Below are 17,688 nucleotides of genomic sequence, written 5' to 3' on the forward strand. Positions count from 1 at the left end.
TGCTCGTATGCCTCAGTCAGCAGTCATCGGTGTGGACATCGGAACGTCCAGCAGCAAAGGCGTCCTGGTCGGCCTCGACGGCACCGTGCTGCACACGGCCGTCCGTGAACACGCCGTCGACCGCCCGGCTCCCGGACACGTCGAGATGCGCGCGGACATCTGGTGGGACGAATTCGTCTCCCTCACCCGCGAGTTGACCTCCGTACGCGACTCGGACGTGGTCGCGGCCGGGGTCAGCGGCATGGGCCCCTGCGTGCTGCTCACCGACGAGAACGACACGCCTGTACGCCCCGCGATCCTGTACGGCGTGGACACCCGCTCCGTCCCCCAGATCGAGCGGCTCGAACGTGAGCTGGGCGCCGAAGAGATCACCCACCGCTGCGGCTCGCGGCTCACGACACAGGCCGCGGGCCCCAAGGTGGCGTGGATCGCCGAACGGGAACCGGAGCTCTTCCGCCGCGCCCGCAGGCTCTACATGCCGAGCTCCTGGCTCGTGCGCAAACTCACCGGTGCCTACGTACTCGACCACCACTCGGCCAGCCAGAGCACCCCGCTCTACGACACTCTGGCCTGCCACTGGTACACCCCGTGGACCGACCGGATCGCCCCCGGCATCGACCTCCCCGAACTGCGCTGGTCCGGCGAGGCGGCCGGCACGGTGACTGCCGAGGCCGCACACCTGACCGGTCTGCCGACAGGCATCCCGGTCACCACCGGGACTGTCGACGCCTGGGCCGAGGCACTGAGCGTCGGCGCGCACGGCATCGGCGACCTCATGCTCATGTACGGCACGACGATGTTCCTCGTCCACACCGTGCCGGGACTGCTGCGCGACCCTTCGCTCTGGAGCACCGTCGGAGCCCTCCCCGACACCCGCAACCTCGCCGGCGGAATGGCGACGTCGGGCGCCGTCACCAGCTGGCTTCGCGACCTGTTCGGCAGCGACGACTACCGGCAACTGCTGCGCCTGGCAGAGGAGTCAGGTGTCGGCGCGGGCGGCCTGCTGATGCTTCCCTACTTCGCCGGGGAACGCACCCCGATCACCGACCCACGTGCGCGCGGCGTCATCGCGGGCCTCACGCTCTCCCACACCCGCGGAGACCTGTACCGAGCGGCTCTCGAAGGCACGGCGTACGGAGTGCGGCACAACATCGAGGCCATCGAAACAGCCGGCGGCGACATCCGCCGCGTCGTCGCCGTCGGAGGAGGCGTCCAGGGACGCCTGTGGACCCAGATCGTCTCGGACGTCACCGGCCGCGCCCAGGAGGTACGCACGACCTCCATCGGTGCCTCCTACGGAGGGGCACTCCTCGCCGCCCAACTCGTGACCGACGCCCGCATCGACGCCTGGAACCCGGTGCGGGAAGTGGTCACCCCCTGCCCGGAGACGACGTCCCGGTACGACGAGCTGTACGCCCTGTACCGCGAGCTCTACCCGGCGTCCTCCCCGGTCGTCCACGCACTGGCCGACCTCCAGTCCCGCTGAACGCCAGGCAGCCCCTTCTGTCAGGGCTCCCTCCCGCACCCTTCCTTACGCACACCCACGGAGTATCCGCATGCCTTACGCCGTCCCGCAGCCCTTCACCCCGTCCGCCGCCGAGCCCGGCACCGTGTACACCGTGGCCAGCGGCGACCTGCGCCCGGCCGCCAACATCACCGGATGGCCCTCGCAGCAGAAACTGGAAGCAGACCTGGCCGCCGCGCTCACGGACCTCGGCTGGACGGTGCGCCGCGCTCACGCCGTCGACGAGAAGAAGGGGCACGGCTTCATCGACAGCCAGCGCGCAGGCATCGAGGTCTTCAGGCACTTGCCGCAGGACGCCCCGCTGATCGTCGTCGAAGGGGTCTGGCAGTACAGCCACCACGTGCTCGCGGGGCTGCGCAGCCACCAGGGCCCGATCCTCGTCGTCGCCAACTGGAGCGGCGAATTCCCGGGCCTGGTCGGCCTGTTGAACCTCACCGGCAGCCTCACCAAGGCGGGTGTCCCCCACGCGGCGCTGTGGAGCGAGGACTTCACCGACGAATGGGCCCGCGACGGACTGCGTACCTGGCTGGAGACCGGAACCCTCACACACGACACCACGCATGTACGGGACCTGCCCGCGCTGCCCGTCGACGCGGAGACCGAACTGGGCGTCGCCCTGGCCCGCCAACTCCGCACGGAGAAAGCCGTCATCGGTGTCTTCGACGAGGGCTGCATGGGGATGTACAACGCCATCATCGACGACGAGCTGCTCAACCCCCTCGGCATCTACAAGGAGCGCCTGTCGCAGAGCGCCCTCGTCGTCGAGATGAACAAGGTCACCGACGGGGAGGCGCGGGCCGTACGCGACTGGCTCGACGCGGCCGGCATGACGTTCCACACCGGCACGGACGAGGCCACCGAGCTGACCGACGCTCAACTCCTCAGCCAGTTCCGGATGTACATCGCCGCGCTGCGCATCGCCGACGACTTCGGGCTCGACGCCGTCGGGATCCAGTACCAGCAGGGTCTGAAGGACACCGTCCCCGCCAGCGACCTGGCGGAGGGCCTGCTGAACAACGTGGAGCGCCCGGCCGTACTGTCCCGCGACGGCTCGCGCGAGCTGTACCCGGGCGCTCCGCTGCCCCACTTCAACGAGGTCGACGAGGGCGTGGCCGTGGACTCGCTCGTCACCAGCCGGATCTGGACCGCGATGGGGCTCGACCCGGCGACGACCCTGCACGACATCCGCTGGGGGCAGGACTACGACGGCCGGTTCGTCTGGGTCTTCGAGATATCCGGCTCGGTACCCGCCTCCCACCACGGCGGCTACGACAAGTCCTGGTCGATGCGCCAGCCGCGGATGTTCTTCCCGCTCGGCGGCGGCACCCTCAGCGGGGTGTCCAAGCCGGGCGAGATCGTCTGGTCGCGCGTATTCATCATGGACGGCGCCCTGCATGTGGACCTCGGGCGGGCGAGCGTGGTGGAGCTGCCCGAGGAGGAGACCCGGCGACGCCTGGACGCCACCACCCCGGAGTGGCCGATCATGCACGCGGTCCTGCACGGGGTGACGCGTGACCAGTTCATGGCCCGCCACAAGGCGAACCACCTCAACGTGGCCTACGCGCCCGACGCCGCCACAGCCGACAAGGCCCTGCGTGCGAAGGCGGCGCTGTTCGAGGAGCTGGGACTGCGGGTTCATCTGTGCGGCGACGTAAGCCTCTGATCACCGAGTCTCCGGTCATGGTCCCTCGGCACTGGGGCAGTTGAGCGAGGCCCTCCCACGGCCGATTCAACGTAACGGCCGGTGCGTCAAAGTCTGGCGCTCGGTACGGTCCCCTCGGCAGCCGGCAATCACCGCAGGGGCCGTGACCACTCGTGAGAGAGTCTTGAAAATGCGTACCACGGGATACACAGCGGCAGAGTACGGCGACGTCAGCGTGCTCGTGGGTGCCCAACGGGGGGCCTACCCGTACGCCAACACGCTGCTTGTGCGGGGCACGGCCGAATCCCTGGTCGTCGACCCGTCGCTGTCGCTCCTCGAGGGCGCGCCGCCGGCGGACCTGGTCCTCGTGAGCCATGCGCACGAGGACCACATCGCCGGTCTCGGAAGCTACGACGTGCCGGTCCGCGTCCACGAAGGCGACCTCGGCGCGCTGCGGTCCCGCGAGGCTCTGGTCGCCGGGATCGGCCTGCCGCCCGACGAGGTCGACGTCGTCGACAAGATGATGCGGGACGAGTTCCATGTGCGGGGCCGACCGGACGCGGCGGGGTTCGAGGACGGCGCCGTCTTCGACCTCGGAGGCCGCACCGTGACCGTCGTGCACCTGCCCGGGCACACCGCGGGCCACAGCGGTTTTCTGATCGAGCCGGAGGGCTTCCTGTTCGTGGGGGACATCGACCTGACGTCGTTCGGTCCCTACTACGGGGACGTCGGCAGCAGTCTTGTGGACTTCGAGGCGTCGATGCGCCGGTGCCGGGAGATCGACGCGCGCTGGTACGGCACGTCGCACCAGAAGGGTGTGATCGAGGGCGCCGAGGAATTCCGGCGCCGGCTCGACGGCTTCGCCGGTGTGGTGGCCAGGCGCGAGGCGGCGCTGCTCGCGTTTCTCGGTGAGCCGCGGACCGTCGAGGAGATCGTCGACCACAGGCTCGTCTACCGGCCCCACGTCGAAGGGCCGCATGTGAGGCCGGTGGAGCGGAGGACGGCGGTGCAGCACCTGGACGTGCTGATGAGCGGAGGGCTGGTCGCCGAGGTGGAACCGGGACGGTTCCGCGCGGCGTAGACCCGGAAGTGGGCACCGACGTGCGCTTCAACGGGGTTGATTTCATCGGGGCTTCGAGCAGAGACCGGCCAACAGTGGGTGTGGTGATCCCCGTTGGCCGGTCGGTGCTTCGCCGGTCAGCTGTGCGGTGTCGAGCGGATCAGCGGGTCGTGGTGACCCGGTGCTCCCGGAGCGCGGCACAGTTGGACCCGGTCACCTGGACGTACACGTTGCTGATGTTGCCGCCCCAGTCGACGCAGTGGCCCTTGCCGTAGACGTAGATGGGCCCCGCGTAGGACGTGTACTGCCCGTAGTCCTGGTCTCCCTGGTCGGTGTCGGAGACATAGATCCAGGCGGACATGTCCAGCCGGGTCCCGGGGTTCTTGCGGATCGTCGCGACGCAGTTCTTGCCGTTCGTGGAGTTGTACGTGAGGTAGACCGTGCCCAGTGAGCCGATGGGCGCCGAGTTCACGGTCTTGTAGCTGCTCCCGCACACCTTCTGCGGCGTGGTGTTGGGCGTGGCGGAGGCGGGTCCCGCAAGAGCGGTCGTGCCCCCGAGGGCCAGGGCTGCCAGGGCGGCACCAGTCAGGACAGGTCGACTGAATCGCATATTTCCCCCTTGTGATCTTTGCGAGTTTGTTGCTCTTACATCATGTGACTCGCGACACATCCGGATGGTTGTGCCTCCCCTCGGGAGAAGTCGGATCCGGAGGGCTGGGCCTGGCGTCGGGGGATCAACGCCCTTGTCTGGCCGACCTGTTGGCGTCGCCGCGCCCCCGGGACGGGGACGCGGCGACCGTGCGAGAGGAGAGCGTCTACCGGGGGAAGGGTGACGTCGTCCGTGGATCGCTGTTCAGCCCGCTGCCGCCAGCACCTTGCAGTTCGCCCAGTGTGCGAGCGTGAGGTGCCGTATCCGGGCCGGGCGGCGCCGGCCGAGCTTGCGGCGCTCGGGCTCGTCGGCCAGCGCCTTCCGCAGGGGAACCAGGTGAGCCGCCACTGCAGCCAGACAGTAGTGCTCGTCCCGGCAGGCGGAGCAGGTGGCCAGGTGGGTGCTGACGGCACGCGCCTCTTCCTCGGCGAGTGCGTCGAGCGTGTAGTCGGCCAGTCGTTCACGGATGGTGTGGCATTCCAGGGTGCTGAACATGTCGACTCCTCTCCTTGCCACCGCACAAGCGCAGAAACGCAGCTACGGCACTTTGAGGCGGGCAGGCGCAGAGGGCCGGTCGTGCCGCCGGGCACTGGGGCTCAAGGTCCTGCTTTCGTTCATGCATTCACTGTGGCCGACGCGGGGGTGGTAGCGCGTCGTCCCCCTGAAGCGAATCGCGCCTACTGCATCCGTGGTATCCGGCCCCGGTCCCTACGGCCGACGGCGTCCTGCCTGCCTCATGCGGGCCTCAGGCCTGCGGGCCGGCCGGTTCCACGACCGGGCTGACCAGGCCGCACTGGTAGGCCATGACCACGAGCTGGGCCCGGTCGCGCGCGGCCAGCTTGGTCATGGCCCGGTTGACGTGCGTCTTGGCGGTCAGCGGGCTTACGAACAAACGTTCGGCAATTTCTTCGTTCGATAGACCCAGCGCCACCAGGCACATCACATCGCGCTCCCGCGGTGTCAGGTACTCCAGGCGCTCCTCCACGACGGCCGGGTACAGCTCGGGCTGCGCCAGAAAGCGGGAGATCAGCGCGCGGGTCGCCACGGGGGAGAGCAGTGCCTCACCGGCGGCCACCGTGCGGACCGCGTCGAGCAGGACGTCCGGCCTCACACCCTTGCCGAGGAAGCCGCTCGCCCCCGCCCGCAGCGCCTCGGCGACGTGCTCGTCGTCCTCGAAGGTGGTGAGGATCAGGACTTTCACCCCGGCGAGGTCCTCGGACTCGCTGATCAGTCGCGTCGCGTCGAGGCCGTCCATCTCGGGCATCCGGATGTCCATCAGGACGACGTCGGGATGCAGCGCATCGCACAGGTCCACGGCCTCCCTGCCGTTGGCGGCCTCACCCACGGTCTCCATGTCGTCCGCGGAATCGAACAGCATCTTGAAGGTGCCCCGTAGCAGAGCCTGATCATCGGCGAGAAGAACACGGATCGTCACGCTCGGCCTTCCTCGGTGGTGCCCTGCGCAGCCGGCTCATCGGCATCCGTCGGTGTCGTGTCCTCTGCGGTACCGGACAGCAGCGGCAGCTCGGCAGTCACGGTGAAACCGCCTTCCGCGCGCGGTCCCGCTTGCACCCTGCCTCCGACTGTGCCGGCCCGTTCGCGCATCCCGATCAGGCCGTGGCCGCTTCCCTGCTCGGAGCCGGCGGGCCGAGACGGGCCGTCGTCCTCCACGGTGATCGTCAGCCGGTCCGGGCAGTAGGACAGATCCAGTCGCGCCTGGTCCACCCCCGAGTGCTTGCGCACATTGGTCAAGGCCTCCTGGATGATGCGGTACGCCGCCAGGTCGGCCGCCGGCGCCAGCGGCTTGGGGTCGCCGCTCAGCGTCTGTTTGACCGCGAGCCCGGCACGTTCGAAGGACGCCAGAAGGTCAGGCACCTGACTCATTCCCGGCGTCGGATCGCGCGGTGCGGCGGTCTCGTCCGGCTGCCGCAGCAGGCTCACGGTCACCCGCAGTTCGTCGAGCGCGGACTGGCTCACGTCGCGGATGCCCTCCAGCGCGGTGAGCACGTGTTCGGGCCGCTGCTCCACGAGATGGACGGCCACGCCCGCCTGGGCGTTGATCAGGGCGATGTGGTGGGTCACGACGTCGTGCAACTCACGTGCGATCCGCATCCGTTCGGCCGCCACCCGCTGACGGGCTTCCTGCTCGCGGGTGCGTTCCGCGTGCTCCGCCCGTTCCTCCACGGCCGCCACATAGGCTCTGCGGGATCGCACGCCGTCCCCGACCGCCGCCGGCAGAGCCGTCCATGCCAGCATCGCCGCGTTGTCCGGGGAAAGCCATGTCCGTGGGTCGGTCGCTATGGCCGCTCCCACCAGCACGGCCGCCGTCACGCACGCCGTCGTCCAGGTGGTACGCCGGTCGGTGCACGCGGCGACGGTATAGATGGACAGGATGACCGAGCTCGTCCCCAGCGGACCTTCCCGGAACCCGAGCGCCTGAAGGATCACTGCGCAGACGATGGCCACGACGAGTACGCCGAAAGGGTGGCGGCGCCGCCACACCAGCGCGAAGCAGCTGGTCCCGACAAGCACCACGGCTTGCCATCGGATGGAGATCCGGTGCTCCTGGTGAACGACCGAGACCGCCACCATCGACAGCAGAAAGACCAAGGCCGCCAAGAGGACGTCCTTGACACGAGTCCGAACCTGCGCTCCCGGACGTTTAGCGGTCATCACTGCCATGTCACCAACGTAGGGCTGGTGACCGGACCGGGCACCGCGAGCGCAGGCGTCGTCACCGCCTACACATCGTGCTCAGTCGTCCTCGGCCAGTTGGAAGGCAGGGGCCAGGACCGTCTTCGCGCCGGGGGCGCTCGGAATCCGCATCAGCGCGCGGGCCTGTTTGCCGAGGACTTCCATCTGCCGCTCCGCCCGGCGGAGTTCCTGGGGGTGGCCGTCGAACACGCGGTTGAGCGTCCTGAGCATCAGGGTGTAGGCGCGGTCGCACCGTTCGGACGCCTCGCGCGCCGCCGAGCCCTCCTCCAGCTTCTGGGTGTCGGGATTCTCGACCAGGCGGTACACCTCGCGCTGATCGAACGGGATCTCCGGCCCGTCGAACGACCAGTAGCCGTGCGTCTTGACCAGCCGGCGCCCTTGCACGATCTCCCAGAACCGGTAGTAGTGCGCCAGCTCATCCGCGCGAGGCTCGGCCTGGGCGGCCGGCGGAGGTCCCTCGGGCGCCGCCGGTTCGGCAACGGCCGACGCGGAGGACGCCACCCCTGCGCCGGTGGCGAGCACACCCGACACGGCGGCAGTGGCCGCCAGTTGCAGTGCGGTACGTCGGTCGGGCCCGCCGACGGCCCCGTCCTGTCCGGTGCTGGTCATGATGCCCTCCCCGGCAGCGGGCCCACGGTCGGGTCCTGGGCGTGGCCCTCGCCCTGGTCGATGATCTCCAGAATGGCCCAGAGCGCTGTCTGGAGGTTGGTCACCCGGTACAGCCGTCCGGGAGCGTGCGGCCAGCTGACCTGTCTGCGTGGATCGCCGTTGAACAGATCCTTCTCACGCTTGTCGAGGTCGGTCAGCACCTTTGCGATGTGCTGGTAGAACCCGCCGATGGTGGTCTCGTCGTAGTCGGCCAGGGCGAAGAACTTCTTAGGGGCGTCGAGGGCCTCTTCGGTGAGGTTCTGGATGTTCCCGTCCGCGTCCAGCTCAGGGTTGTAGCCAGAAATGGACTGGAGTTCTCGCTGGCCGGCCGGGGCGAGGGGGGCCTCGGGCAGCTCGATGCCCATGAACACCTCGCGTACCCGTTCGATCGAGCAGGCGCCGAGCGAGACCTCCAGGTCGGGCATCACCCCGCCGGGCAGCCGCCCCGGGTAGACGGGAACCAGCTCCGGGTCGTCGAACCTGGGGGTGGCGCCGACCGCGTTCATGATGTTTCCGATGAGCGCCAGGTGCAGCATCTCCTGCATGACGACGCTGCGGATGATGCCCCCGACCTCCCGGTTCTTTCCGCCCTTGAGGGAGTACATCGCCGCGAGATAAGGGGGAATGGTGGCGTGTTCGAGGGCGAGGGCTGTTCGCAGGAGCGAGTGCAGCTCTGCCCGGTCGGCCGTCGTTGCGTCAGCCCGGGCGAAGGCGTGATCCCCGGCCTCGGGCGTTCTGGTGGGAGTGGAAACCGTCTCGTTCATACGTCCCTTTTGATCGCTTCGCTCTGACGCTGCACGATCGCACGATGTCCACGCGCTGACGGGGAATGCCGGTGCTCAGTACCGCGCCCAGGGGAGCCGGACAGGCAAATGGAGTAACACGAAAGCCGTCTCCGGGCTTACGGGTGCGACCACCCCGCCGGTGGACGCACCCAGCGCGTCCGGGCCCGCCGGTCGCGCCCGAATGGGCAGACGATGCGTGCGGCCGCACAGCGCCGCGGTTGCCGTTTGCACAGCCTGCTACCACCGTGGACGAGGAGTCCTGCTGCGGCAGGCGGAGCGCCCTCGACCTCCACTGGGCGGACCGAACCGATGCCTCCGGCGGCGTGCCCGCTGATCGGCAGCCACCGGAACAAAGGCCCGGGGCAGGCAGGCCGCACGACCAGTCCCGCCTCCGGGAGCCTGGTGCTCCCCCCGCCGTGTCCTCCCGGCTCCAGCACAAGGGAGCAGTACATGACCGAGGCCCTTCCCAGAACGGACGGGTACAGCGCCGACGGACCGGCGGGTTCCCCGCCACGTCCGGTGGACGAACGTGGCGAGGCCGTCGCCGACCTGCGGCGCATCGGGATCGACCCGGACTACTGGTATCCCGTGGCCGTGTCACGTGCTGTGCGCAAGGGACGAACGTTCGCCGCCGTCTTCGCCGGCGAACGGATCGTGCTCTACCGCGGCCGGAGCGGAAGCGTCCACGCCCTGGAGGACCGGTGCGCGCACCGCCAGGTGCCGCTGAGCCTCGGCGTCGTGGAGGGGGACGTCCTGCGCTGCTGCTACCACGCCTGGGCCTACCGCGGAAACGGCCGCATCTCGCAGATCCCCTACCTGCCCAAGGGATGCGAGCGGCCGCCGCGCGGCGTGCGGTCGTATCCGGTCCGCGAGGCGTTCGGCCTGGTGTTCGTCTTTCCCGGAGACCCCGAGAAGGCCGAGTCGGCGCCGTTCCCGGTGCTGCCGGAGTTCGGCGCGGCCACGCACCGGACCATGACCTTCTCCCGCACCGTGAACTGCCATTACTCGTTCATGCACGAGAACCTGCTGGACATGAACCACCAGTTCCTGCACCGCAGCGTGCTGGGGAGAATTCAGCCCGAGCTGCTGGGGTACGAGACCGGCCCGCAGTTCGTCGAGGCCCGCTACCTCTTCGTCCCTGCTGGGGGCAAGAAGGACCGTGGCGCCGGGCTGCTGTCGGCCGAGGGGCTCGGTGGACAGCAGACACCCGACGAGATCACCATCCGCACCCAGTACCCGTATCAGACTCTGCAAGCCGTCCCCGACGGCGCCGAACTCCCGTCGTTCTCCCTCTGGGCGGCGTACGTGCCGGAGGACGCCGAGCAGCGCGTCAACCACGCCTACGGCCTGCTGATGATCGCGAAGCCGTCGGTCCCGGGGGTGCTCCAGCTCGCGTGGCCGCTCATCCGCCGCTTCACTGAACGGGTTTTCGCCCAGGACCGTATGGCGGTCGAGGCCGAGCAGCGCGCCTGGGACGAACAGGGCGAGGACCGGAACCACGAGGTGTTCCCGCTGATCCTGGACGTGCGGCACATGCTGCGGACCAACGGCGTGCCGCTCGACCCCGAGGCCGCCGGCGGCGGCGGGCAGCAGACTGCCCGGCCGGACGCCGACGGCCACGAGTCGAAGCCCGGACGCGTGAACTGACCATTGCCGGATGGGGAGTTGGTGGTCAGGTGGGGAGGGTCGTGCTGCGGGTCTCCGGGGCCAGGCGTACCAGCAGCATGCCGATGACGAAGACGGCAGCGGTCAGGGTGAGGGGCAGGGTGAGGGAGCCGGTGGCGTGGATGCCGTAGCCGATGAGGAAGGTGCCGCCCGCGGCGACCCAGCGGGAGAAGGTCGTGGTGAAGGCGAAGGCGGTCGCCTTCATGCGTGTCGGGTACTGCTCCGGCAGCCAGATGGTGAAGACCGCGAAACTCGCGCCGCCCAGACCGAGTACCGGCAGGAAGGCGAAGAGTAGGGCGATCGAGTGGTGGGGGTAGGCCCAGCCGTAGGCACCGACGATTCCGACGATCATCAGCGCGAAGAGTGAGGCGAGCGCCCCGCGCCGCCCCATGCGAGCCGCGAGGCGGGGCACCGCGAAGCAGCCCAGGATCGTGAAGACGGCCACGGTCATGGACGAGAGGCTGGCCAGGCGCACCGTGGCCGCATGGCTGTAACCGGCCTCCTGCGAAAGGGCGGTGATGGCTGTGGGCACGTAGGTCGAGCCCGCCCACAGACCGATGACGCAGACCACCAGGAGCAGCAGGTTGCCCACGGTGCGGGCGCGGTAGGGCGGGGAGAGAACCTCGACGACGGGCTGCCAGAAGGACCGCTCCGGCCGGCCGGAGGTCTCCTCCTGCCAGCGCTCCGGCTCGGGGGTGGTGCGGCGGATGAGGAAGACGGCCAGTGCCGGAAGGCCGCCCACGAAGAACATGCCCCGCCAGCCGAGTTCAGGTCCGGCGAGCAGATAGACGACGGAGATGGCGAGGACGCCGAAGTAGGCGGCGGAGTGCATCAGACCGCCGAATCGCGCCCGTACCCGCTCCGGGATCACTTCGGAGAGGAGGGTGCCGGCCATGGCCCATTCGCCGCCGACACCGACGGCCGCCAGGAAACGGAAGGTATTCCATTCCCACAGGTGGGTGGCGGTGCCGGCCAGGGCGGTGAAGACCCCGTACATGAGGATGGAGGCCATCATCGCGGGCTTGCGGCCGAAGCGGTCGGCGATGGGCCCCAGATGAAGGCGCATCCCCAGCCGAGCAGGAACACGGCGGCGCTGACCTGTCCGTGCCAGCCGATGTTGTCGGGCGTGACGGGAATGTTGCTCGCGGGGAGCAGTGCGGTCAGGGCGGGGGCCAGTACGAGACCGGGGATGGTCCAGCTGAAGCCGTCCATGGCCCAACCGCCGAACGAACCCCAGAAGGCGTGCCGTTGGGGGCCGGTCAGCCGTGTGGGGGTGGGGGTTCCGGTGGTTGCGGTGGACTGCTCGTCGATCGTCACGGGTACCTCGATTCGGCTCAGGAGGTGACGACATGGGGGGGATGTCGGCCAGAGGGGACTGGGGTGGTGATCGAGGCCGTGCGGCGGTGTGCCTCTCAGGAGTCAAAATTGGATGGACCACTGGGCCTCTAGGCCTGCGCTAGAGTGTCGGCAGGGTCTGATGTGCTGTCAAGGGTGAGCGGCAGCAAGATTGTTGGGGGAAGGGACGGGTAGTCCGTTGTCCGAGTCACTGCGTCCGGTTCCCCGGCCTCGTCTGTACGAGCAAGTCGTCGAGCGCCTCCGTGAATACGTGCAGGCGGAAAGCCTCCAGGCAGGCGACCGGCTGCCCCCTGAACGCGACCTCGCCGAACGCCTCGCGGTGAGCCGGACCTCGGTGCGGCAGGCCATCGTGGCCCTGGAAGTGCAGGGCCTCGTCGAGGTACGCCACGGTGGCGGCACGTTCCTGCTCCGCGACCGCCTTGACGCCGAACCTCTTCAGGCCATGGTGGAACGACGCCGTCGACTCCCCGATGTCCTGGACGCCCGGGACGCCCTGGAGACCAAAATCGCAGCCCTCGCAGCCGAACGCCGCACGGACGAGGACCTGGAGGAGATCGACGCCGCACTCGAGGCCATGGCAGGCGCCGTCCGGCGCGGGGAGCTGTGCGTCGCCGAGGACCAGCGTTTCCATGCCGCCGTCACCGCAGCGGCGCACAGCCCGCTTCTCGCCGAGTTCATGGCGGAGATCGCCGAGCCGATCGCGGAGAGCCGCAACGAGTCGCTGCGCCAGCCCGACCGCCCCGCCCAGTCCCTGCACCAACATCAACTCGTCGCCGACGCGGTGCGGGCCGGTTCCCCCGAAGCCGCGGCGCTGGCCATGCACACCCACGTCGACAGCGTCGGCAAGGTCAAACTTCTCCACTGGCGGCCCGAGGGGGAGTGACCGCCCCCCCCAGCCGCTCACGCCCCGGGGAGTGACTCACGCCCTGGAGGGGAGCGACCGCCCTGCAGCCCCTCCCCTCCCGCTGCTCCCCTTTCAGCGCGCTACGCCCGGCCCGCCTCACTCAGTACCGCCGAGACCGCTGTGACGCCGGGCGCGGCCGTGAGCAGTGTGCCGAGGGCGGTCCGCTCCGCGTTCTCGCCGGCGGCTTCCATCCCGACGAGCAGGACCTGCCACGGCACTTGGGTGTCGTCGGACTCGACCGTGATGACGTCGCCGTCCCGCCGCGCGCGGAACGTGGCACCCGCGAAACCGTCCACGGCGGGGATCTGCGCGACCCTCGTCGTGCCGTCCGCCGGGGTGTGCACACGCAGCGTCACTCCGTGCGCCCAGTCGTAGACGGCGCTGTCGTCGCTCTCCCCGAAAGGGATCACCGAGCCGGGGCGGGCCAGCAGTGGCAGGCTGTCGAAGCCGTACCGCTCGCGTCGCCAGCCCGGTCCTTCGACCCGCTCGCCCGACAGCAGATGGGTCCAGGTCCCCTCGGGCACGTAGTACTCGACGCTTCCGTCGGCGGAGAAGACCGGCGCGACGAGCAGGTCGTCGCCGAGCATGTACTGCCGGTCGAGGGTGTGGCACGCCGGGTCCTCGGGGAACTCCAGGACCATGGCGCGCATCACGGGTGTACCCCGTTCCTGCGCCTGCTGGGCCGCACGGAAGAGATACGGCATGAGGCGGTGCTTGAGCCGGGTGAAGTCTCGGGTGACCGCCACGGCCTCCTCGTCGAAGTCCCACGGCACGCGGTACGACCTGCTGCCGTGCAGCCTGCTGTGCGAGGACAGCAGGCCGAACTGCACCCATCGCTTGAAGACCTCGGGCGTCGGCGTGCCCTCGAAGCCGCCGATGTCGTGGCTCCAGAAGCCGAAGCCGGACAGGCCGAGCGACAGGCCACCGCGCAGCGACTCGGCCATCGCCCCGAAGTGGGACTCGCAGTCGCCGCCCCAGTGGACCGGGAACTGCTGCCCGCCCGCGGTCGCCGACCGCGCGAAGAGCACGGCCTCGCCGGCGCCCCGCGCCTCGCTCAGCACCTCGAAGACGGTTTCGTTGTAGAGCTGCGTGTAGTAGTTGTGCATGCGCTCCGGATCGGAGCCGTCGTGCCACACCACGTCCGTCGGAATGCGCTCACCGAAGTCGGTCTTGAAGCAGTCCACGCCCTGCGCGACCAGGCCGCGCAACTTGCCCGCGTACCACTCCCGCGCCTCAGGGTCGGTGAAGTCGACCAGCGCCATGCCCGCCTGCCACAGGTCCCACTGCCATACGTCGCCGTTGGCCTTGCGGACCAGGTGGCCGAGGCGCATGGCCTCGGCGAAGAGCGGGGACTTCTGGCCTATGTACGGGTTGATCCACAACGAGACGCGCAGCCCCTGCTCGTCCTTGAGACGGCGCAGCATGCCCTCCGGGTCCGGGAAGACGTCCGGGTCCCACGTGAAGTCGCACCACTGGTACTCGCGCATCCAGAAGCAGTCGAAGTGGAAGACACCGAGCGGGATGCCGCGCCCGGACATGCCGCGGACGAACCGGTTGACCGTCTCCTCGTCGTACGAGGTGGTGAAGGAGGTGGACAGCCACAGCCCGAACGACCAGGCGGGAGGCAGCGCCGGGCGGCCGGTGAGGGCGGTGTAGCGGTCCAGGATGTCCTTGGGCGTCGGGCCGTGGATGACGTAGTACTCCAGCGACTGGTCCTCGACGCTGAACTGCACCTGCCCCACGGCCTCGGACCCGATCTCGTACGAGACGTGGCCGGGGTGGTTGACGAAGACGCCGTAGCCGCGGTTGGTGAGATGAAAGGGGATGTTCTTGTACGCCTGCTCGCTGGCGGTGCCGCCGTCGGCCTGCCAGATGTCCACGCTCTGGCCGTTCCTGGTGAACGGGGTGAAGCGCTCGCCGAGCCCGTAGATCAATTCGCCTACGCCCAGCGAAAGTTGAGCCAGCGAGTGGTGGCGGCCGTCGCCGGTGAGCGCGAAGCCGGTGCCGCGGGACCCGGCGGACGTCAGGACCCGGCCCTCGGCCGTGAAGTCCAGGCGCCAGGGTGCGGCGGTGTCCAGCCGCAGGGACAGCTCCCCGCTGGTCAGCGCCACCAGGGACCCGTCCCGGGTGATCTTCGCGGTGTGGTCGGGGTCGGTGCGCAGGACGAAGTCGGGGCCGTGCGCGGCGGCGCCCGCGTGGTGGGTGGAGCGGACGCCGATCACTCCCTCGGCGGGTGACCAGCACTCCACGGTCAGGAGGGGGCTGTTGAGGGTGTGGCCCCGTTGCTCCACATGCCGCACCGGCGCGTACAGAGTGAGCCGGCCGTCGTCGATGCGCGCCTCGGCGATCTCGGTCGCGTACGACGCCCGGACGCCCTCGCGCATCAGCCAGTAGCCGTCGGTGAACTTCAACGGTGGTCCTTGTCAGCGGTGTCGGTGCGGGTGCGGTGGGTGGCGATCAGGTCCCGGAACCAGCGGTAGCTGTCCTTGGGGATGCGCTCCTGGGTGTCGTAGTCGACCCGGACGATGCCGAAGCGCTGACCGTAGCCGCGGGCCCACTCGAAGTTGTCGAGGAGCGACCACACGTAGTAGCCGCGCACGTCGACGCCCGCGCGGAGGGCGGCGGCGAGGGCTTCCAGGTGGCTGCGGAGGTAGTCGATGCGCTCGGTGTCGTGGACCTGGCCGTCGTCCGTGACGGTGTCGGCCTCGGCCGAGCCGTTCTCGGTGATGATCAGCGGGGGCAGCTCGGGGTAGCGCTTGGTCAGGTCGATCAGCAGATCCGTGAAGGTGTGCGGAACGACGGGCCAGCCCATGGTCGTGTGCCGCACGTCGTCGCGCCAGGACTCGGTGGCCCGGATGTCGACCGCCGTACGGGTCGCCGGGTCGGGGTCGCGGTGCGGGGCGTCGGCGATGGTGATCGGCCGGTAGTAGTTGATGCCGACGAAGTCCAGTGGGGCGGCGATGAGTTCGAGGTCGCCGTCGAGCCGGAATGGAGTGTCGAGGCGGTACGCGGCCCCTGGACGGTGCGGACTGTCGAGCCGGGGCGAGGCGTCGGCCGGCTCGCCCCAGGTCTCCGCCTCGTGCTGCGGGTAGCGCCCGGCGAACAACGGGTCCAGCCACACCTCGTTGTGCAGGGTCTCGGCCCGGCGAACGGCGGCGAGGTCGGCCGTCGAGCCGGGGGTCGCGGGGAGCAGCCGGTCCGGGTTGAGCGTGATGCCGACCTCCCGGGCGCCGGCCTCGCGCAGGGTGCGGACGGCGAGGCCGTGGCCGACGAGAAGGTGGTGGGCGGCCGCCAGCGCGCCGCGGCCCTCCCGGGCGCCGGGTGCGTGGGCGCCCGCCGCGTAACCGACGAAGGCGCTGCAGTACGGCTCGTTGAGGGTGATCCAACGGCTCACCCGGTCGCCGAGCCGCTCCACGACGAGACCGGCGTAGTGCGCGAAGCGCTCCGCCGTCTCGCGCACCCGCCAGCCGCCCCGGTCTTCCAGGGCCTGCGGGAGGTCCCAGTGGTAGAGGGTGGCGGCGGGGGAGATCCCGGAGGCCAGCAGTTCGTCGACCAGCCGGTCGTAGAAGTCCAGACCGGCGGCGTTGGCCGGTCCTGTGCCCTCGGGCTGGATCCGCGGCCAGGCGACGGAGAAGCGGTAGCTGTCCACACCGAGGCCGCGCAGCAGGGCCACGTCCTCGCGGTAGCGGTGGTAGTGGTCGCAGGCGACGTCGCCTGTGGCGCCGCCGGCCACCCGTCCGGGCTCGCGGCAGTAGGTGTCCCAGATGGACGGCCCTCTGCCGCCCTCGGCGTACGCTCCCTCGATCTGGTAGCTCGCCGTGGCGGCGCCGAAGAAGAAGCCGTCGGGGAATTCCGGGAATTCGGGGGTGCTCATGCGGCTGAAGCCCTTATCGCTACGTGATGGCATTACTTGATGGATCCGCCGGTGATCCCGGCGGAGATGTACTTCTGCGCCACGACCAGCAGGATCGCGGCGGGCACCGCGGACAGGACCGCGGTGGCCATGACCGCGCCCCAGTCGCTGACATGCGCGCCGACGAACTGGTAGATGCCCAGCGTGATCGGCTTGACGTCGTCGGTGGTGTTGAGGGTCAGGGCGAACATGAAGTCCGACCAGGCGAACAGGAAGGTGAAGAGCCCCGCCGTGATGAGGGCGTTGCGGCTCATCGGCAGCACGATGCGGACGAACGCGGTGAAGCGATTGGCGCCGTCGACCATCGCCGCCTCGACGACCTCGCTCGGAATGGACACCATGAAGGCGCGCAGCAGGACGATCGCGAACGGCAGCCCGAGCGAGGCGTCCGCGAGGATCAGCCCCAAGTAGGAGTTGACCAGGCCCAGTTCCGCGTACGCGCTGTAAAGGGCGTTGGCGATGACGATGCCCGGCACCATCTGTGTGATCAGCGTGGTGAAGACGATGCCCTGGCCGCCGCGCAGCCCGAACTGGGCGAGCCCGTACGCGGCGGGCGCCGCGAGGGCGAGGCACACGGCGACGGCACCGAGGGCGACGACGAAGCTGGTCAGCAGCGAGCCGCCCTGGCTGGAGATCGCCGTGTCGAAGTTCTCCAGGCTGGGCGAGGACGGGAACCACTCGGTCGCGGCGACGCTCGACCCGGGCTGGAGCGCGGTGTTGAGCATCCAGTAGACCGGGAAGAGCAGGACGCCGAGGATCAGCAGCGCGGCGGTGGTGTTCCAGGCGGCCCGCAGGCGGGGACGGTTCGAGTTCGGGTTCACGGTCG

The 17,688-nt window shown here is 69.6% G+C and carries 16 protein-coding genes; 5 read left to right on the forward strand and 11 right to left on the reverse strand.

The window, feature by feature from the left end; genetic code table 11:
* The first annotated feature begins 7 nt into the window (after positions 1 to 7).
* From LGI35_RS41705 to LGI35_RS41715, 3 genes are all read left to right on the forward strand, one after another.
* Positions 8 to 1,486 (forward strand): FGGY-family carbohydrate kinase, encoded by a 1,479-nt coding sequence (locus LGI35_RS41705; protein ID WP_227299630.1) that lies wholly within the window; start codon positions 8 to 10, stop codon positions 1,484 to 1,486.
* A 70-nt stretch (positions 1,487 to 1,556) separates the two neighbouring features.
* A complete protein-coding gene (locus tag LGI35_RS41710) occupies positions 1,557 to 3,188 on the forward strand; it encodes a fucose isomerase (protein ID WP_227299631.1) in 1,632 nt (543 codons plus the stop codon).
* 169 nt (positions 3,189 to 3,357) lie between these two features.
* On the forward strand, positions 3,358 to 4,248 hold the full coding sequence (locus LGI35_RS41715; protein WP_227299632.1) for an MBL fold metallo-hydrolase: 891 nt from the start codon (positions 3,358 to 3,360) through the stop codon (positions 4,246 to 4,248).
* A gap of 139 nt (positions 4,249 to 4,387) precedes the next feature.
* Here the strand turns inward: LGI35_RS41715 and LGI35_RS41720 are convergent, their stop codons facing one another.
* The 6 genes from LGI35_RS41720 to LGI35_RS41745 all read right to left on the reverse strand — a co-directional run bounded on the left by LGI35_RS41720 (position 4,388) and on the right by LGI35_RS41745 (position 9,003).
* Positions 4,388 to 4,837, reverse strand: coding sequence for a spore-associated protein (locus LGI35_RS41720; protein WP_100593605.1), 450 nt, complete (start codon positions 4,835 to 4,837; stop codon positions 4,388 to 4,390).
* Between the two features lie 243 nt (positions 4,838 to 5,080).
* Positions 5,081 to 5,371: a zf-HC2 domain-containing protein gene (locus LGI35_RS41725; RefSeq protein ID WP_227299633.1), complete on the reverse strand. Its 291-nt coding sequence runs from the start codon at positions 5,369 to 5,371 to the stop codon at positions 5,081 to 5,083.
* 250 nt (positions 5,372 to 5,621) lie between these two features.
* On the reverse strand, positions 5,622 to 6,311 hold the full coding sequence (locus LGI35_RS41730; RefSeq protein ID WP_227299634.1) for a response regulator transcription factor: 690 nt from the start codon (positions 6,309 to 6,311) through the stop codon (positions 5,622 to 5,624).
* Complete coding sequence (locus LGI35_RS41735) at positions 6,308 to 7,558, reverse strand: sensor histidine kinase (protein WP_227299635.1); 1,251 nt, start codon at positions 7,556 to 7,558, stop codon at positions 6,308 to 6,310. The genes LGI35_RS41730 and LGI35_RS41735 overlap by 4 nt, the downstream gene beginning before the upstream one ends.
* Positions 7,559 to 7,630: 72 nt before the next feature.
* A complete protein-coding gene (locus LGI35_RS41740) occupies positions 7,631 to 8,200 on the reverse strand; it encodes a hypothetical protein (protein WP_227299636.1) in 570 nt (189 codons plus the stop codon).
* The gene (locus LGI35_RS41745) at positions 8,197 to 9,003 is read right to left on the reverse strand and encodes a ferritin-like domain-containing protein (RefSeq protein ID WP_227299637.1); all 807 of its coding nucleotides are present in this window, start codon (positions 9,001 to 9,003) and stop codon (positions 8,197 to 8,199) included. The genes LGI35_RS41740 and LGI35_RS41745 overlap by 4 nt, the downstream gene beginning before the upstream one ends.
* Before the next feature lie 471 nt (positions 9,004 to 9,474).
* Here LGI35_RS41745 and LGI35_RS41750 point away from each other — a divergent pair, with 471 nt between their 5' ends.
* Complete coding sequence (locus tag LGI35_RS41750; protein ID WP_227299638.1) at positions 9,475 to 10,671, forward strand: aromatic ring-hydroxylating oxygenase subunit alpha; 1,197 nt, start codon at positions 9,475 to 9,477, stop codon at positions 10,669 to 10,671.
* A 25-nt stretch (positions 10,672 to 10,696) separates the two neighbouring features.
* Here the strand turns inward: LGI35_RS41750 and LGI35_RS41755 are convergent, their stop codons facing one another.
* Positions 10,697 to 11,755 (reverse strand): MFS transporter, encoded by a 1,059-nt coding sequence (locus tag LGI35_RS41755; RefSeq protein ID WP_227299639.1) that lies wholly within the window; start codon positions 11,753 to 11,755, stop codon positions 10,697 to 10,699.
* Entirely contained in the window at positions 11,701 to 12,006 is a 306-nt protein-coding gene (locus tag LGI35_RS41760) for a hypothetical protein (RefSeq protein WP_227299640.1), read from the reverse strand. Before LGI35_RS41760 ends, LGI35_RS41755 begins: the two co-directional genes overlap by 55 nt.
* 217 nt (positions 12,007 to 12,223) lie before the next feature.
* Between LGI35_RS41760 and LGI35_RS41765 the strand changes: the two genes are divergently transcribed.
* Positions 12,224 to 12,928 (forward strand): FadR/GntR family transcriptional regulator, encoded by a 705-nt coding sequence (locus tag LGI35_RS41765; protein WP_227299641.1) that lies wholly within the window; start codon positions 12,224 to 12,226, stop codon positions 12,926 to 12,928.
* A 101-nt stretch (positions 12,929 to 13,029) separates the two neighbouring features.
* Here LGI35_RS41765 and yicI read toward each other — a convergent pair whose 3' ends face one another.
* From yicI to LGI35_RS41780, 3 genes are read right to left on the reverse strand one after another with little or no spacing between them, the layout of a single operon-like run.
* Entirely contained in the window at positions 13,030 to 15,360 is a 2,331-nt protein-coding gene (gene yicI, locus LGI35_RS41770) for an alpha-xylosidase (RefSeq protein WP_227299642.1), read from the reverse strand.
* Complete coding sequence (locus tag LGI35_RS41775) at positions 15,357 to 16,823, reverse strand: family 1 glycosylhydrolase (RefSeq protein ID WP_227299643.1); 1,467 nt, start codon at positions 16,821 to 16,823, stop codon at positions 15,357 to 15,359. The genes yicI and LGI35_RS41775 overlap by 4 nt, the downstream gene beginning before the upstream one ends.
* A 32-nt stretch (positions 16,824 to 16,855) precedes the next feature.
* The gene (locus tag LGI35_RS41780) at positions 16,856 to 17,683 is read right to left on the reverse strand and encodes a carbohydrate ABC transporter permease (RefSeq protein ID WP_376221557.1); all 828 of its coding nucleotides are present in this window, start codon (positions 17,681 to 17,683) and stop codon (positions 16,856 to 16,858) included.
* Positions 17,684 to 17,688 lie beyond the last annotated feature (5 nt).

Origin of the sequence: Streptomyces longhuiensis, from assembly GCF_020616555.1 — a bacterium.
In the GTDB taxonomy this organism is placed as follows: Bacteria; Actinomycetota; Actinomycetes; order Streptomycetales; family Streptomycetaceae; genus Streptomyces; species Streptomyces longhuiensis.

What these genes read in the sequence shown, in the direction of transcription:
- LGI35_RS41705 (WP_227299630.1), top strand. Translation starts at nt 8, where the DNA reads ATGCCTCAGTCAGCAGTCATCGGTGTGGACATCGGAACGTCCAGCAGC.
- LGI35_RS41710 (WP_227299631.1), top strand. Translation starts at nt 1,557, where the DNA reads ATGCCTTACGCCGTCCCGCAGCCCTTCACCCCGTCCGCCGCCGAGCCC.
- LGI35_RS41715 (WP_227299632.1), top strand. Translation starts at nt 3,358, where the DNA reads ATGCGTACCACGGGATACACAGCGGCAGAGTACGGCGACGTCAGCGTG.
- LGI35_RS41720 (WP_100593605.1), bottom strand. Translation starts at nt 4,837, where the DNA reads ATGCGATTCAGTCGACCTGTCCTGACTGGTGCCGCCCTGGCAGCCCTG.
- LGI35_RS41725 (WP_227299633.1), bottom strand. Translation starts at nt 5,371, where the DNA reads ATGTTCAGCACCCTGGAATGCCACACCATCCGTGAACGACTGGCCGAC.
- LGI35_RS41735 (WP_227299635.1), bottom strand. Translation starts at nt 7,558, where the DNA reads ATGGCAGTGATGACCGCTAAACGTCCGGGAGCGCAGGTTCGGACTCGT.
- LGI35_RS41740 (WP_227299636.1), bottom strand. Translation starts at nt 8,200, where the DNA reads ATGACCAGCACCGGACAGGACGGGGCCGTCGGCGGGCCCGACCGACGT.
- LGI35_RS41745 (WP_227299637.1), bottom strand. Translation starts at nt 9,003, where the DNA reads ATGAACGAGACGGTTTCCACTCCCACCAGAACGCCCGAGGCCGGGGAT.
- LGI35_RS41750 (WP_227299638.1), top strand. Translation starts at nt 9,475, where the DNA reads ATGACCGAGGCCCTTCCCAGAACGGACGGGTACAGCGCCGACGGACCG.
- LGI35_RS41755 (WP_227299639.1), bottom strand. Translation starts at nt 11,755, where the DNA reads ATGCGCCTTCATCTGGGGCCCATCGCCGACCGCTTCGGCCGCAAGCCC.
- LGI35_RS41775 (WP_227299643.1), bottom strand. Translation starts at nt 16,823, where the DNA reads ATGAGCACCCCCGAATTCCCGGAATTCCCCGACGGCTTCTTCTTCGGC.